This is a genomic window from Cystobacter fuscus (assembly GCF_044360685.1).
GTDB classification, from domain to species: Bacteria; Myxococcota; Myxococcia; order Myxococcales; family Myxococcaceae; genus Cystobacter; species Cystobacter fuscus_C.
On sequence record NZ_CP043491.1, the window covers coordinates 84,851 to 98,874 of the forward strand.

A 14,024-nucleotide genomic window follows, 5' to 3' on the forward strand; every position below is an offset into this window, starting at 1 on the left:
CCTTGGGTCCTCCCCGTTCGTCCACCTGCCGCGGCCTGGAGGGAGGGGGCCCTCGTGTAAAGCCTTTCCCCGGCGTTAGGGTATCCCCGCCTGACCCCGGGAGGTATGAACATGACGACGACGTGGACGTGGCGATCGCTCACCCACACGGCTCTGGTTGTGATGGCGCTGGGATTGTTTCTTGGGCAGGGGGATCCGGCGCTCGCGGCCGGATGGAATTGCCAGAACAACCGGATCCCGGTGGCGCTCGCGCCAGATCTGCCCAGGAATCAGCAGGTGTTCGCACGTCTGTGCTTGCCAGGGGGTCCTCCCCCCGCCACGGTGCAGCTGCTCGTGCACGGCGCCACGTATACTCATCTGTATTGGGATTTCCCGGACCCCACCGGTGGCACCCGGCGCTACTCCTACGTGAACGCGGCGCTGGACGCGGGCTTCGCCACCCTGGCCATGGATCGCATTGGCAGCGGAGCGAGCTCACATCCGCCGGGCGAGCTCGTCACCATCGAGGCCAACGCATACGTCGTCCACCAGGTGGTCCAGGCGCTGCGCGCGGGCACGGTGTGGGGACCCAGGGGCGCGCTCGGCTTCCAGAAGGTGGTGCTCGTCGGCCACTCCTACGGCTCCTTCACCTCCTGGTACGAGGTGACTGACTACCAGGATGTCGATGCCGTCATCCTCAGCGGCGTGAGCCATACTCCCGCGCCTGCCGGTGTGGAGAAATTCCAGAGGTCCCTGCATCCCGCCGAGGTGGATCCGATCCTCTCCGGCAGAGGCTATGATTCGGCGTACCTGACCACCATGCCCGGCACGCGCGAGCCCGTGTTCTATCTCCCGAGCCGGGCCGACCCCGCGGTGATTGCCCTCGACGAGCGGACCAAGAGCACGATCACGCTCGCGGAGCTCTCCGCCTTGTCCGCCATCATCGCGCGCCCGTTGGACATCCGCGTCCCGGTGCTGCTCGTCAATGGCACCGAGGACAAGATCTTCTGCGGTCCCACTCCCAGCGGCATCTGCTCGGATGCCCAGACGTTGCTCGCCGCCGAGACGCCCCGGCTCGGCCCACGGGTGCCGTGTGTCGAGGCTCGGATACTGCCCGGTGAGGGGCATATGCTCAACCTCATTCCAGAGGCGCCCCGGTGGTTCGCCGTGGCACAGGAGTGGGCGACGCGGATCGTGGGAACGGACCCGGGTCCCGCGCCCGGCTGCGCGCCGTGAAATCCCTGCTCAATCGCTCTTCACGGCCAGCGCGGAGGTGAGGGTGGCCGCGCGCCGCGTGTTCAATTCGATCTCCACCTGGCAGAGCGCCTGCTGTGCCTGGAGTTGATAGACGAACGCGCGGCCCCGGCCGATGCTGATGCCCATCAGGGCGCCGAGCAGCGCGCCCACCAGGGTGAGCACGGTGTTGCTCGGGGATCTGTTCGACGCGGCGCCCAGGGCCCCGGCGCCCACGATGAATCCGATGACGCCGGAGGTGAAAACGATGCGCGAGGCCCGGCGGTAGAGCGCCTCGGCATGCTGGGCGATGATCTTCGGATCGTACTGCACGGCCATGCTGTCTCCTTTGAACCGTACGGCCGTCATAGGGAATCCGTCCCGCCCCGGCCATGCCCCAAATGGGGTATAGATGGGAGCGGAGGTGGCGTGATTGCGGCGGAGGGCAAGGGTCTTCAATTCACTGAAGTGATGCATCGTTGACATTGCTGCTCAGCAAGGTTCCGGTGAGGCAGTGTGGGTTGAAGCGAGGTTTGAACTTCGATAAAATCCCGTCATGGGCCCCGCGTTACCAAGGATTGTTTGCTTCCCTGAGAGGCAGCGAAGCTTCCTCCTTGTGACCACTTTGCTTTTGGGGGCCGTCCTACCGTCGTGCGCACATCTAGATGAAGGTGGGGGCGCTGGTTTTGGCCGTAACACGGCGGAAGCTCGTATCAACCATCTCATCGTGGAAGGTGAGTTCGTGGAAGCGGAGGCCCTGATCGCGCAATCCGCGTCCTCGGGGCTGATTGAGCAGTCGGCCGCTACGGCCTTGAGAAGGCAGATCGCGGACCTTTCACTCAAGCTGGGAGAGATTCCCGCGCGGCTGCAAAGAGTTCCTGGTTTCCCCGCGAAGCTCAAGGACTTCAGCCGTTTTCAAATCCAGAAGATGTACGACCGCAACGACTTCAGTCTGGCCTCGAAGAAGGAAATCCAGACCGCGTTGAAGCTCTTGAAAGATGTCGCGAAAGACAATTCGCGCCTTCTTGAGAAGATTTGAGGAGCCATGCACTCCAGTCCACGCGAATTGCAGCAGTTGCTCGCCGAAGCCAGGAACCTGGAGCTGGGCAGTCCCCGGCAATTACAGCTACTCGACACCCTCCGGGCCCGTTGTCCTACGTTCGTCCCTGCCCTGCTGTTGGCGAGCCGGGCCCAGCTCTGGGGTCCAGACGACGCGGAGCGGACGGACGCCGTCTTCGAGCAGGTCGAACGGATGCTTCATGACGCCGTCGACGCCTCCGGCAGATCCCCTGAATCCCTCATGGGACTGGCCCGGTTCATGAGCGTCGTGCGCGCTTCTCCCGAGGCCGCGGAAGCGCTCTACCGTGAAGCCTCCTCGCGGGCGTTGGAAATATTGGAAGAATCCTGGTCGGGTCTCATCGAGGCGCTCGGTGAGCAGGAGAAGACGGAGGAGGCCACGCTCATCTCCGAGCGTGCCCGCCAGATATTTCCTGGCTCCCAACAGCTCACCGAGGCCCGCGCCTTCGCGAAGCTTGGCCCTCGGTCCGCCTGACGCGAACGGACGTGTTGTGGCAAGGTCATCGGTGCCATGACTCCTCACCTTCTGTTCCTGCCCGGTGCCAGCGGTGCCGCGTCCTTCTGGCATCCGCTCGGCGCGCTGCTGCCCGCGAGTTGGCGTAAGACCTATCTGAACTGGCCGGGCCTTGGCCACGAGCCGCATGAGCCCGTCATCCAGAGCCTGGAGGATGCTGTCGCCCATGCCGCCAGCAGGCTGGAAGAGCCGAGCGTGGTCGTGGCCCAATCCATGGGCGGATTGGTCGCCGTGCGGCTGGCGCTCGCCCATCCGGAGCGGATCAGCCATCTGATCCTCGTGGCCACTTCCGGCGGCATCGATGTCTCGAGCCTGGGTGGCAGTGATTGGCGCAGTGCCTATCGCGTCGAATATCCAAGAGCCGCGGACTGGATCCTGTCCGAGCGGACGGATCTCACGACGCAACTCCACCGGATCTCCATCCCGACGTTGCTCCTCTGGGGCGATGCCGATCCGATCAGCCCCGTGGGGGTCGGCCGCCGTCTCGAGCAACTGCTGCCCAGGGCTCGGATGCGGGTGCTCGCTGGCGGAGACCACATGTTCGCCCGAGACCGCGCCGCCGAGATCGTGGAGTGGGTCACGGCGCATCTCCACCCATGACATTCCAAGGCCTCGAGTACGGCGCCTCCGGGTGAGGCGCCCCGCTCGCTCGGGAGGCGGCTCGGATTGGCCTACTCCTTTCGGGGGATGGACGGAGGGCGCCACCGTGAGCTTTCTGCCCTTTGCGGCCCGCGCATCATTCCCGGGATACGGCCTGGGGGCCGCCTCGGGCGATGGAGGGCCCCAGCATGGACATGCCGGACTTCAACAAGAAGCAGCACCTGCTCGCCTATGAGTTGATGCAGGCCTTCCTCGACTCATGGACCTTGTCGGAGCTCCACGAGTCCACGGAGGCCGGCCTGGCGAGGCTCTTCCAGGCGGACCATGTGGCGCTGTGCCTCATGGATCCAGCGCTCCCCAAGTTCTTCGATTGGAAGGCCAGGGAGACGGGCCCTTTCCTCCAGGGCTACTACCAGTGGTACCAACAGGACTTCGTCTTCCAGCGGCTCACTCGACGGCCCGACACGGCGCTGAGCGACACGGAGATGCTCCAGGGGGAGAAGCTCGAGAACACGGAGACGTACCGGCGCAGCCGTCAGGCGCACCTGCGGCTGCGCCATGTCCTGTCGGTCTTGATCTCCCCCGAGAGCCAGCAGCGCCAGGGCGCGGTCGCGCTGTACAGTGATCGCTCCAAACCCTTCTCCGAGCAGCACCGGCTCATCCTCCAGTGGTACACGCCCTTTCTGAAGAGCGCGTTCCGGAATGTCCTGCGGTTCGCCTCGCTGGGCTCCCGCCAACAACTCCTGGAGGCGCTCGCGCATCAGACCTCCGCGTCCCTGGTGTTGACGGACCACTCGCGGGAACTGCTGCGAACGGCGCCCGTCACCCCGCTGCTGGAGAAATGGTTCTCCCGCTCCTCGCTCAATCTCTCGGGGATTCCCCGCGACTGGGTGGAGCGGTTGACGGAGCTGGTGCGCACGGAGCGCAACCCGGTCCCGGGGAGGGACACGTGGAGGCTCTACCGCCCGGGTGAGGAATTGAAGGTGACGTTCAGGCGCCTGCCGCGCTTGGAGAATGGCCGGTTCTGGGAAGTCACCATGGAGGAGTTCATGCTTCTGCCCAGACAATGGCTTCCGCTCCTGACCCGGCGGCAGATCGAGGTGGCCACCTGCTTGGTGCGCGAGGGATGCGATGATGAGGAATTGACCCGGCTGCTCAAGGGGGCACGCAAGCAGTACTCCGTGGAGACGGTGAAGACGCACCTGCGGGCCATCTACAAGCGAGTGGGGGCGGATGGCCGGGCGGACTTCATCTCCCGGGCCCTGCGTCCCTGAGGCACTCCAGCCTACCCCTCAATGGGTATGCGCCGCGTCCTCGTGCATTCCTTGCGCGAAGAGTCCCAGATAGAGAACGCGGGTGGTGCGCGCGGACAGCAGCAGCGCGGACTGCTCCTCCGGGTCCGTCAGGGGACTCAGCAGGGACGTCAGCTCCTCCACGTGCCCGACATCCGCGCTCCCGTGCGCGCGCAGGAAGGTGACGGCCTTGTGGATGCGGGGAATGCGTCCAGCCGCGAGCAGCCGCTCCACGGCCTGGCTGGCGCGGTGCACGGACAGGTACTCCAGCACGTAGGCCGTGCCGAGGAACGCCTCGGGCCTGCCATGGCGCGAGGTGAAGCGATTCCACGCGACGTAGGCGGTGACCGCGGGGCTGGGTTCCGTCCGCTCGATGCGCTCGGCCGACCAGCCCAGGTTCCTCAGATCCGCCAGCAGCCAGCGCTCATGCCCGTGCTCCTCGGAAGCCTTCCGGAGGAGCAGTTGTCCCAAGGCGGTGTGCCGGCCCAGACGCAGCATGCGCTTACCCGCCTCGGCCAGCAGCGGCGTGCTCCACCGCGCGTAGTGGTACGTCTGCACCAGGTAATGCGCGTAGCTCTCCGGGTCGACGCTTCCCTCGAAGAGCCGCCGGGCGGCGGGATGCGTGTCCAACGCATCCAACAGCGTGCGCGCCTCGTGCTCCAAGGTGCTGATCCATTTCATCGAGGGAGGGTTTTCGTCTGACGTGGACATGGACGTCTCCTGTTCGGGCTTCGGGAGAGGGACACGGTGCGCGGGTGGTGTGAGCCCCGCGCCGTGCCTTCATTCCTCTCCTTCGTCGCCGGAGGCCCGAGTTCGCCGAGCCCCTGAGACAAGAGACGCGCTTCTGATGGGGCGGGCAAACCGGTCCTCGCGACTTGACTGTGCCGTCAAGGACCGGCTCCCCAATCCCTCTCCCCATACCCCGAGCCGTCTTCTCGAGTGGCTTTCGCCGCTCGTCACATCCGTACTGCCCCGACCCGCCCAACCCCGTACTGCCCTGTACTGCCCCAACCCGCCCTGCCCCGTACTACCCCGACCCGCCCTGCCCCGTACTGCCCCAACCCGCCCTGCCCCGTACTACCCCGACCCGCCCAACCCCGTACTGCCCCGACCCGCCCAACCCCGTACTGCCCCGACCCGCCCAACCCCGTACTGCCCCGTACTGCCCGACCTGCCCCGTACTTCGTGTCGACCCCTGTCGACCACGGGGAAGGGTCATAGCATTCGTCGTGCCGAGCCCTCGTGACGCTTGAAACACGAGTGATTTCAAGGAGATGGAGAAGTGAGTGGGGTCCGACTCCAGGACAATGGCGTGGGCACCCTGTAAAAAACACACCTCCGTTCGTTCCGTCCCTTTCAGGTCGCGTCTTGCGAGCTCAAGCCTGCCCATGGCGGTCCCACGGTTCCTGGTCGCAATCACATCGCCAGGCGTCGATGCGCTGGAGGTGTCCAGCGCCACCGCGGTGATTGGAGGAATGTCTGTCACGAAGGCCGACACACTCGGCAGGTGGCCACGAGCGTATGGCCTGACCGTTGGGTAGGCCCGGGGATGCCTGCTCGGTAGGCGAGGTTCGGGGGCGGAGGATCGCTCTCCATCGGCTGGAGAGGGAAGTGGCGGGCCCCGCCGCATGTTCCTTCGAGCCCTGTTCCCACGAGCGCCGCCCGGGATTCTGGGGAGCGGAAGGAGCGAGCAAGTGCATCATCTCGCAACCCTTTTCCAGGGGAGAGGGGCCCGCCAGCCCTGCTCTACTTCGGCGGGAGACTGTGCCATGATGCGCTCCCAACGTGATGGCCGCTGTCACGTTTCACCCCCAACTGGTCACCCTCCAGCGAGGCCTCGAAGCGCTTGTCCATGTCCAGACGCCTGATTGCCAGCAGGTATAGCTTGGAGCACAACCTGGGGGGTGGTGGCATGGGGGCCATCTGGGTGGCCCTGGACTCGCAACTCCAGCGGCGGGTCGCGGTCAAGCTGATGGCCCCGCACTTCGTCGCCTCGCCCTCGGCCCGCTACCAGTTCGAGCAGGAAGCGAAGGCGGTTGCCCGGCTGCACAACCCGCACGTGGTGCAGATCCACGATTATGGCGTCGATCAGGAAACGCCCTACATCGTGATGGAGCTGCTCGAGGGAGAGGATCTCGAGACCCGGCTCGGCCGGCAGGGCCGGCTGCCGTTGGCGGGGGTCTCCTCCCTGCTCAACCAGGTGGCCAAGGCCCTGGCCTCCGCGCATGCGGCGGGCATCATCCACCGGGATCTCAAGCCCGCCAACCTCTTCCTGGCCCGGGTCGACACCGAGGAAGTGGTGAAGGTGCTCGACTTCGGGCTGGCGCGGCTGGGCAGCAGCGGCGCGGTCGCGATGAAGCCGCCTCGCGAGGTGATGGGAACGCCGCGCTACATGAGCCCCGAGCAGCTACTGGGGGGAGCCGGCATCGACCACCGCAGTGATCTCTGGTCGCTCGCGGTGGTGGCCTACCGGGCGCTCACCGGTTTCTTCCCCTTTCGCGATGACGCCCCCAGCGCGCTCGTCTCCCGGGGAGCCTCCCTCGTCGCCGAGTCCCCCTCGAGCCTGCTGCCCGAGCTGGGCAAGGAGGTGGATGCCTTCTTCAAGCGCGCCCTGGAAACGGAGCCCGCGCGCCGCTTCCAGTCCGCGAGCGAGATGGCGGCGGCCTTCGCCGCGCTGGTGGATCAGCGCCGTGCCTCCCGGGCGGCGAAGATCCTGGTCATCGATGATGAACCGGATGTGCAGCTCTTGATGAAGCAGCGCTTCCGCAAGCAGATCCGCGAGTCGCTCTACGAGTTCGTCTTCGCCTGCGATGGCGAGGACGCCCTGGAGAAGCTGCGCCAGCATCCCGACACGGATGTGGTGCTGTCCGACCTCAACATGCCGCGGATGGACGGGCTCACGTTCCTCTCGCGGGTGGGAGAGGTCAATCCGCTCGTCAAGGTCATCATCGTCTCCGCCTACAGCGACATGAACAACATCCGCGTGGCGATGAATCGCGGTGCGTTCGACTTCCTCGTCAAGCCCATCGACTTCCAGGATCTCGAGGTGACGATCACCAAGACGATCCAGCACGTGAAGACGTCGCGCCAGATGCTGCATTCCATGGAGGAGAACCTCCTGTTCCGGATGTTCGTCCACAGCGGCATCATCGAGCGGGCGCTGCCCCTGCTGCGCGGCCCGGACGTGGTGACGGGAGAGCGGGTGGAGGCGACGGTGGCCTTCATCGACGTGAAGGACTTCACGCCGGTGACGCGCCAGGAGCAGCCCGACGCCGTCATCCGGAGGCTGAACGCCAACTTCGAGGTCATCGTCCCCGAGTTGCTCGCCCGGGGCGGCGTGGTGGACAAGTTCGTGGGCGACGCGGTGATGGCCGTGTTCCGCGAGTCGGGGCACCTCGAGCGGGCGCTGGTGGCCTGCCTGGCGGCCCGGGATCAGCTGCGGACGATGGCCTCGCGCTATGGCGAGCAGTCCCCGTATGTCCATGGGGCCAGCATCGGTCTGGACTCGGGGGAGCTGCTCTCCGGCAGCATCGGCGCCAAGGGGCTGGGCCGGCTGGATTACACGGTGCTCGGGGACGCGGTGAACACCGCGGCGCGGCTGGCCTCATCGGCCGAGCGGGATCAGATCCTCATCCGGGACAGCCTTCGTCAGCAGGTGGAGGGCAGCTTCGAGTGCGTGGGGGCCGGCGAGAGAAAGCTGCCTGGAACGAAGGAGCCGGTGACCGTCTACGACGTGCGCTACTACAAGAAGAAGGAGAAGGAAGAGGTGTCCACCTCGGAGTCGACCGCTTCCGTGCTGATCGGCAATGGCCAGCAGTTGCCTCCTTCCAGGGCGAGTGGAGAAGGGTAGCCGTTCGACCCTCGACACGCGGCTCGAGGAGTGAGTGGTGTTGGGGATTTCCGGATACACGCTGGAGCAACGGCTCCACGGCAGCGCTCGAACCCTGGTCTACCGAGGGCATCGAGAGAGTGATGGGCGGCCCGTGGTGCTCAAGCTCCTGGCACGGGAGTCTCCCAGCCTCGAGGAGACGGTCCGCTTCCAGCGCGAGTACGAGCTGGGCCGGAGGGTCTCGGGGGATGGCGCGGTGGTGTTCCTGGCCCTGGAGCCGGTGCGGAGCAGCTGGGTCCTCGTGATGGAGGATTCCGGTGCCCGGTCGCTCCGCTCCCTCCTCGACGAGCGCCGGCTCCACCCCGACGAGGCCCTCCAACTCGGCATCAAGCTGGCCGCGGCGCTCGCTTCCCTCCATCGGCGCCAGCTCATCCACGAGGACGTCAACCCCTGCCACATCGTCATCGAACCCAGGAGCGGTGAGGTCCGGTTCATCGACTTCGCCCGGGCCTCGCTGTTGCCCCGGGAGGCGCCGGGTGTGCTCGCTGCTCACCTCCTGGAGGGGAGCCCGCGCTACCTCTCGCCCGAACAGACCGGCTGGATGAACCGCGTCATCGACTCCCGTTCGGACCTGTACTCCCTGGGCGTCACCCTCTACGAGATGATGACGGGCCGGGTTCCCTTCGAGTCGGCGGACGCGATGGAACTCGTCCACCTGCACATCGCCCAGCGGCCGGTTGCTCCGCATGAGCTGGACCCCGCCATTCCCCGCCCCTTCTCGGACATCGTGATGAAGCTGCTCGCGAAGATGGCCGAGGAGCGGTACCAGAGTGCCCTCGGGCTCAAGGCGGATCTGGAGCATTGCCTCAACGCCTCGAAGCGGGAGCCGAAGCTGGAGACGGGGCGGCGGGATTTCGTCCTGGGCCAGGAGGATGTCCCCGGCCAGTTCCAGCTCCCGCGCAAGCTCTATGGCCGTGAGCCCCAGGTGGAACTGCTCCTGAAGACACTCGACCGGGTGGCGCGTGGACCGGCCGAGCTCGTGCTGGTGGGGGGAGAGCCGGGGGCGGGCAAGAGCGTGTTGATCCACGAGCTCCAGCGGCCCACGCTGGAGCGACGCGTCCACTTCGTCTCGGGGAAGTTCGACCCGCTCCGGCGCGACATTCCCCATGCACCGCTGCTCCAGGGCTTCTCCGACTTCCTCCAGAAGCTGTTGAACCTGAGCCAGGAGCAGCGCGACTCCTGGCGCCAGCGGATCTCCGAGGCCCTGGGGGACAGCGGCCAGGTGATCACCGACGTGCTGCCCCTGCTCCAGCAGCTCATCGGTCCCCAGCCGCTCGTGCCCGGACTGTTCGCCCAGGAGGCACGCAATCGCTTCGATGTCGTGTTCCCGCGCTTCGTGGCGGCCCTGGTCTCGAAGGAACACCCGTTGGTGCTCTTCCTCGATGAGCTGCAGTGGGCGGATGCGGCCTCGCTCCAGCTCATCCGCACGCTCCTGATGGAGCCGCGGCTGAACCATTTGTTGCTCGTCGGCGCCTATCGCGAAGACGAGGTGGGGAGTCCCCATCCCCTGTCGCGGATGAAGGAGGAGCTGGAGCAGCACGGCACGCGCGTCACCTCCCTCACGGTGCCTCCGCTCGAACCTGGCCACGTGGTTCAGCTCGTCTCGGACATGTTCCACTGGGACGCCGGACGCGCGGCGCCACTCGCGCGGCTGCTCTGGGAGCGCTCCAGGGGCAACCCCTTCTTCATCGGACAGCTGCTGCGCACGCTCTACGAGGATGGACTCATCGACTTCAGCCCGGAGGCGGCCGAGTGGACCTGGGACATGGAGGCCCTCCACGCGGAAGGGCCGGCCGGTGACGTCCTCCCATGGCTGACACGCGGGCTTCGGAAGCTGCCCGAGGACACGCGGCATGCGCTGGAGCTCGCCGCGTGCATCGGCAACCGGTTCCAGCTCGCGTCCCTGGCCACCGTGCGCGAACAGCCACCCGCGGCAACGGCCGCCGCCTTGTACCCCGCCATGGAAGCAGGTCTCATCCTTCCCCTGGACACCGACTGGTGGCTGGCGGAGCGGGGAGCGAAGGCGGACGTCACGTACCGCTTCGTGCATGCGTGTGTCCAACAGGCCATCTCCTCCACCATCCCGGAGGGCACGTGTGCGGAGCTGCACCTGCGGATCGGGCGGCTCCTGCTGGCACATACGCCCGCCGAGCAGGTGGAGGAGCAGGCGCTCGAACTGGCCCACCAGTTCAATCTGGGATGTGCCTTCGTCAGGGACGAGGCGGAGCGTTGCGAGGTGGCGCGGCTCAATCTCCTGGCGGGGAGGAAGGCCAAGGCCCGCGCGGCGTTCGAATCGGCCCTGCGCTTCTTCTCCACGGGATTGTCCTTCCTGCCAGGTGACGCGTGGACGCGGCACTATCCGCTCTGCTTCGACCTGCACCTGGAGGCCATGGAGGCCGAGAACCTCAACTCCCGCACCGGGCCGGGCGAGGCGCTCTGTGAATTCGTGCTCGCCAGGGTCAGTGATCCGCTGGATCAGGTGAAGGTCTACAACACCCGGATCGCCTTCGCGTGGGCGGAGAAGGACATCCAGCGGGCCATCGAATACAGCCACAAGATCCTGGAGCTGCTGGGGCTGGAGCTCCCCACGCGCTTGTCCCCGCCGGAGTTCGACAAGCTCCTCGCCCAGATGCGGCAGCAGATGAAGGGTTGGAGCAAGGAGGCGCTGTTGAACCTGCCTCCGATGACCGATCCCCGCTGGATGGCAACCTGCAACGCCACCATGAGACTGATGCCGGCGCTCTTCATGAACACGGGCTATTCGCAGGAGCTCGTCTCGATGGAGATGATGAAGCTGTGCCTTTTGCATGGCAATGCGCGCGAGGCACCGATCTTCTACTCCATTTATGGAGCGACGCTGGCGAACCGTCTGTATGACGTGGACACCGGCCTGCTCTACAGCGACGTCGCCATGGAGTTGCTCGAGCGCACCGGCGCGAAACACCTCGAGGCCAACGTGTCCATGGTCCGGGCAAGCTACATCCTCCATTGGAAGAGGCACCTGCGAGAGACGCTTCCCCTGTTGAGGGAGGCCATCCTGGCCGCCGTGGAGGCCGGAGACGTGGAGTTCATCGCCTACTGCGCCATGAGCCTCTCCACCCATGGCTTCTTCGCCGGCCAGTCGCTCGACGAGCTGGTCCGGGAGAACGCGCGCGCCCTGGAGTTGCTGGATCAGTGGAAGTTGAAGGTGGGCATGCTCGCGATCAGGCCGGTGCAGCAGGCCTGCTTCAACTTGATGGGCCGCTCCGGGAATCCCACGCGCCTCGAGGGCGAGGCCTTCGACGAGGAGGCGGAACTGCCCGCCTTCCAGGCCACGGGGTACAACAAGGGCATCTCACGCATCTACCTGCTGAAGACCGTGCTGGCCTGTTACTTCCGGGACCCGGCGCTGGCGGTCGCCATGTCGGAGGCGGGAGAGCCGTACGTGCACAGCCATTTTGGCCAGCTCGCCTATCTGGAATTCAATTTTCATCAGTCGCTCGCGCTGCTTTCGGCGTACCGCGGCGCCTCCGAGCCGGAGCGGGTGCGCTACCTGGAGAAGGTCGCGGCGAACCAGGAGCGGCTGAAGCGCTGGGCGGAGAACGCACCGATGAACTCGTTGCACCGCTATCACCTGGTGGAGGCCGAGCGGGCCCGCGTGCGAGGGGATTCACCCGCGGCGGCCGGGTATTACGAGCAGGCCATCGCGAGCGCGAGGGAGAATCTCTATTGGAACGAGGAGGCCTTGGGCCATGAACTCGAGGGAGAGTTCTTCCTCTCCCTCGGGCGGAGCCGGCTGGCCCACGACAGCTTCCGGGAAGCCGCGGTGGCATACGGCCGCTGGGGCGCCACGGCCAAGGTGGCTGATCTGGAGAAACGCTACCCGGAGGCCTTCGAGCGAGCGCCCCTGGAGGCCCGGAGCTCCCTCGGGAGCAATCGTTCCGTGAGTGGCACGGAAGGACAGGTGCGGGAGCTGGCCGCCGTGAGCCAGGCCGCGCGAGCCATTTCCGGAGAGCTTCTGTTCGAGCCACTGATCGAGCGGCTGATGCGGAGCGTGCTCGAGAGCACCGGTGCCCAGCGGGGGCTGCTCGTGCTCGCGCGGGGGGGACGGCTCGTCATCGTGGCCGAGCAGCGGGCCGAGCTGGCCTCGACCCTCCGTCTCTCCGAGCCGGTGGAGGGGACGGCCCTGTTGCCGGCCGCCATCGTGCACTCCGTGGCACGCACGCACGAGAGCATCGTGCTGGAGGACGCCTTGGCGCGGGGACTCTTCACCCAGGACGCCCATGTGATGGAGCGGCGTCTCCGGTCGGTGTCCTGTGCGCCGCTGCTCCACCAGGACGAGCTGGTGGGCATCCTCTACCTGGAGGACAACAGCACTACGGGAGCCTTCAATGCGGGCCGGCTGGAGGCCCTCCGTGTGCTCTGCGCCCAGGCGGCGCTCGCGCTGCGCAACGCGTTCCTCTTCGCTCAGTCGGAGGAGCGCGGCCACGCGCTGGAGCAGCGGGTGGACGAGCGCACGCGAGAACTCCAGGCGAAGAACGAGGAGCTGGGCAGGGCCATGGCGCAGCTACGGGACATGCAGAAGCAGCTCATGGCCCAGGAGAAGCTGGTCTCGCTCGGCTCGCTGACGGCGGGGATTGCCCACGAGTTGAAGAACCCCCTCAACTTCATCAACAACTTCGCGGTGCTCTCGGAGGAGTTCGCGCAGGAGATGGAGGAGGAACTGGCCGCGCGGCCGGAGTGGAAGGGCACGGAGGAACTGGAGGATGTGCTCGCGCAACTGCGGCAGAGCGTGGAGAAGATCCAGGAGCACGGGGGGCGCGCGACGCAGATCATCAATGGCATGCTGGTGCACTCGCGGGAGCGGACCGGCACTCGGGAGCCCGCGAAGCTCAACGCCGTGCTCGAGGAGAGCATCTCGCTGAGCCACCGCGCGTTCCTCGCCAGGGAGCCGGACTTCCAGCTCGAGCTGCGGAAGGATTTGGATCCGCGGGTGGGAGAGGTGGACCTGGTCGTGCCGGAGATCCGCCGGGTGTTCATCAACGTGGTGGACAACGCCTGTCACGCGCTGCGGCGGAAGAAGGAGCTGTCGGGAGAGGCGTTCACTCCCCGGCTCGAGGCCAGCACAGAGGATCTCGGGGAGACCGTGCGGGTGAGGATCCGCGACAATGGCACGGGCATTCCCCGTGAGCTGCGTGACAAGGTGTTCCATCCCTTCTTCACGACGAAGTCAGTCGGGGAGGGGACCGGGCTCGGACTCTCGCTCAGCCACGACATCATCGTGGGAGGCCATCAGGGGAGTCTCCGCATGGAGTCCGTGGAGGGGGAGTTCACCGAGATGATCATCGAGCTGCCCAAGCGCGCGCCCCGAGGGTGAGGGCTCGTGCACATCACCCGATGAAGATTTCAGCGACCTCGCGACTGTCCACCTCTTGGAGACGCCCGAGGACGAAATGGAGTG

The 14,024-nt window shown here is 66.4% G+C and carries 9 protein-coding genes; 7 read left to right on the forward strand and 2 right to left on the reverse strand.

Translation table 11 applies throughout. The annotated features are described in order from the left end of the window. The first annotated feature begins 111 nt into the window (after nucleotides 1–111). Nucleotides 112–1,215 carry an alpha/beta hydrolase gene (locus F0U63_RS00370; protein WP_395842519.1) on the forward strand — a complete coding sequence of 368 codons (1,104 nt, stop codon included), beginning with the start codon at nucleotides 112–114 and terminating at the stop codon, nucleotides 1,213–1,215. Nucleotides 1,216–1,224: 9 nt separating this feature from the next. Here the strand turns inward: F0U63_RS00370 and F0U63_RS00375 are convergent, their stop codons facing one another. After that, nucleotides 1,225–1,551: a hypothetical protein gene (locus F0U63_RS00375; protein ID WP_395842521.1), complete on the reverse strand. Its 327-nt coding sequence runs from the start codon at nucleotides 1,549–1,551 to the stop codon at nucleotides 1,225–1,227. Between the two features lie 403 nt (nucleotides 1,552–1,954). Between F0U63_RS00375 and F0U63_RS00380 the strand changes: the two genes are divergently transcribed. The 4 genes from F0U63_RS00380 to F0U63_RS00395 all read left to right on the forward strand — a co-directional run bounded on the left by F0U63_RS00380 (nucleotide 1,955) and on the right by F0U63_RS00395 (nucleotide 4,677). Continuing rightward, nucleotides 1,955–2,251: a hypothetical protein gene (locus tag F0U63_RS00380; protein ID WP_395842524.1), complete on the forward strand. Its 297-nt coding sequence runs from the start codon at nucleotides 1,955–1,957 to the stop codon at nucleotides 2,249–2,251. A gap of 6 nt (nucleotides 2,252–2,257) precedes the next feature. Then, entirely contained in the window at nucleotides 2,258–2,764 is a 507-nt protein-coding gene (locus tag F0U63_RS00385) for a hypothetical protein (RefSeq protein ID WP_395842526.1), read from the forward strand. Nucleotides 2,765–2,800: 36 nt separating this feature from the next. Next, nucleotides 2,801–3,403, forward strand: coding sequence for an alpha/beta fold hydrolase (locus F0U63_RS00390; RefSeq protein ID WP_395842528.1), 603 nt, complete (start codon nucleotides 2,801–2,803; stop codon nucleotides 3,401–3,403). 188 nt (nucleotides 3,404–3,591) lie between these two features. Then, entirely contained in the window at nucleotides 3,592–4,677 is a 1,086-nt protein-coding gene (locus F0U63_RS00395) for a hypothetical protein (protein ID WP_395842530.1), read from the forward strand. A gap of 18 nt (nucleotides 4,678–4,695) precedes the next feature. Here the strand turns inward: F0U63_RS00395 and F0U63_RS00400 are convergent, their stop codons facing one another. Next, on the reverse strand, nucleotides 4,696–5,406 hold the full coding sequence (locus F0U63_RS00400; RefSeq protein ID WP_395842533.1) for an iron-containing redox enzyme family protein: 711 nt from the start codon (nucleotides 5,404–5,406) through the stop codon (nucleotides 4,696–4,698). A 1,141-nt stretch (nucleotides 5,407–6,547) separates the two neighbouring features. Between F0U63_RS00400 and F0U63_RS00405 the strand changes: the two genes are divergently transcribed. Beyond that, entirely contained in the window at nucleotides 6,548–8,545 is a 1,998-nt protein-coding gene (locus tag F0U63_RS00405) for a protein kinase (protein WP_395842535.1), read from the forward strand. A 37-nt stretch (nucleotides 8,546–8,582) separates the two neighbouring features. Further along, complete coding sequence (locus tag F0U63_RS00410; protein WP_395842538.1) at nucleotides 8,583–13,940, forward strand: AAA family ATPase; 5,358 nt, start codon at nucleotides 8,583–8,585, stop codon at nucleotides 13,938–13,940. Nucleotides 13,941–14,024 lie beyond the last annotated feature (84 nt).

What these genes read in the sequence shown, in the direction of transcription:
- F0U63_RS00370 (WP_395842519.1), top strand. Translation starts at nt 112, where the DNA reads ATGACGACGACGTGGACGTGGCGATCGCTCACCCACACGGCTCTGGTT.
- F0U63_RS00375 (WP_395842521.1), bottom strand. Translation starts at nt 1,551, where the DNA reads ATGGCCGTGCAGTACGATCCGAAGATCATCGCCCAGCATGCCGAGGCG.
- F0U63_RS00385 (WP_395842526.1), top strand. Translation starts at nt 2,258, where the DNA reads ATGCACTCCAGTCCACGCGAATTGCAGCAGTTGCTCGCCGAAGCCAGG.
- F0U63_RS00390 (WP_395842528.1), top strand. Translation starts at nt 2,801, where the DNA reads ATGACTCCTCACCTTCTGTTCCTGCCCGGTGCCAGCGGTGCCGCGTCC.
- F0U63_RS00395 (WP_395842530.1), top strand. Translation starts at nt 3,592, where the DNA reads ATGGACATGCCGGACTTCAACAAGAAGCAGCACCTGCTCGCCTATGAG.
- F0U63_RS00400 (WP_395842533.1), bottom strand. Translation starts at nt 5,406, where the DNA reads ATGTCCACGTCAGACGAAAACCCTCCCTCGATGAAATGGATCAGCACC.
- F0U63_RS00405 (WP_395842535.1), top strand. Translation starts at nt 6,548, where the DNA reads ATGTCCAGACGCCTGATTGCCAGCAGGTATAGCTTGGAGCACAACCTG.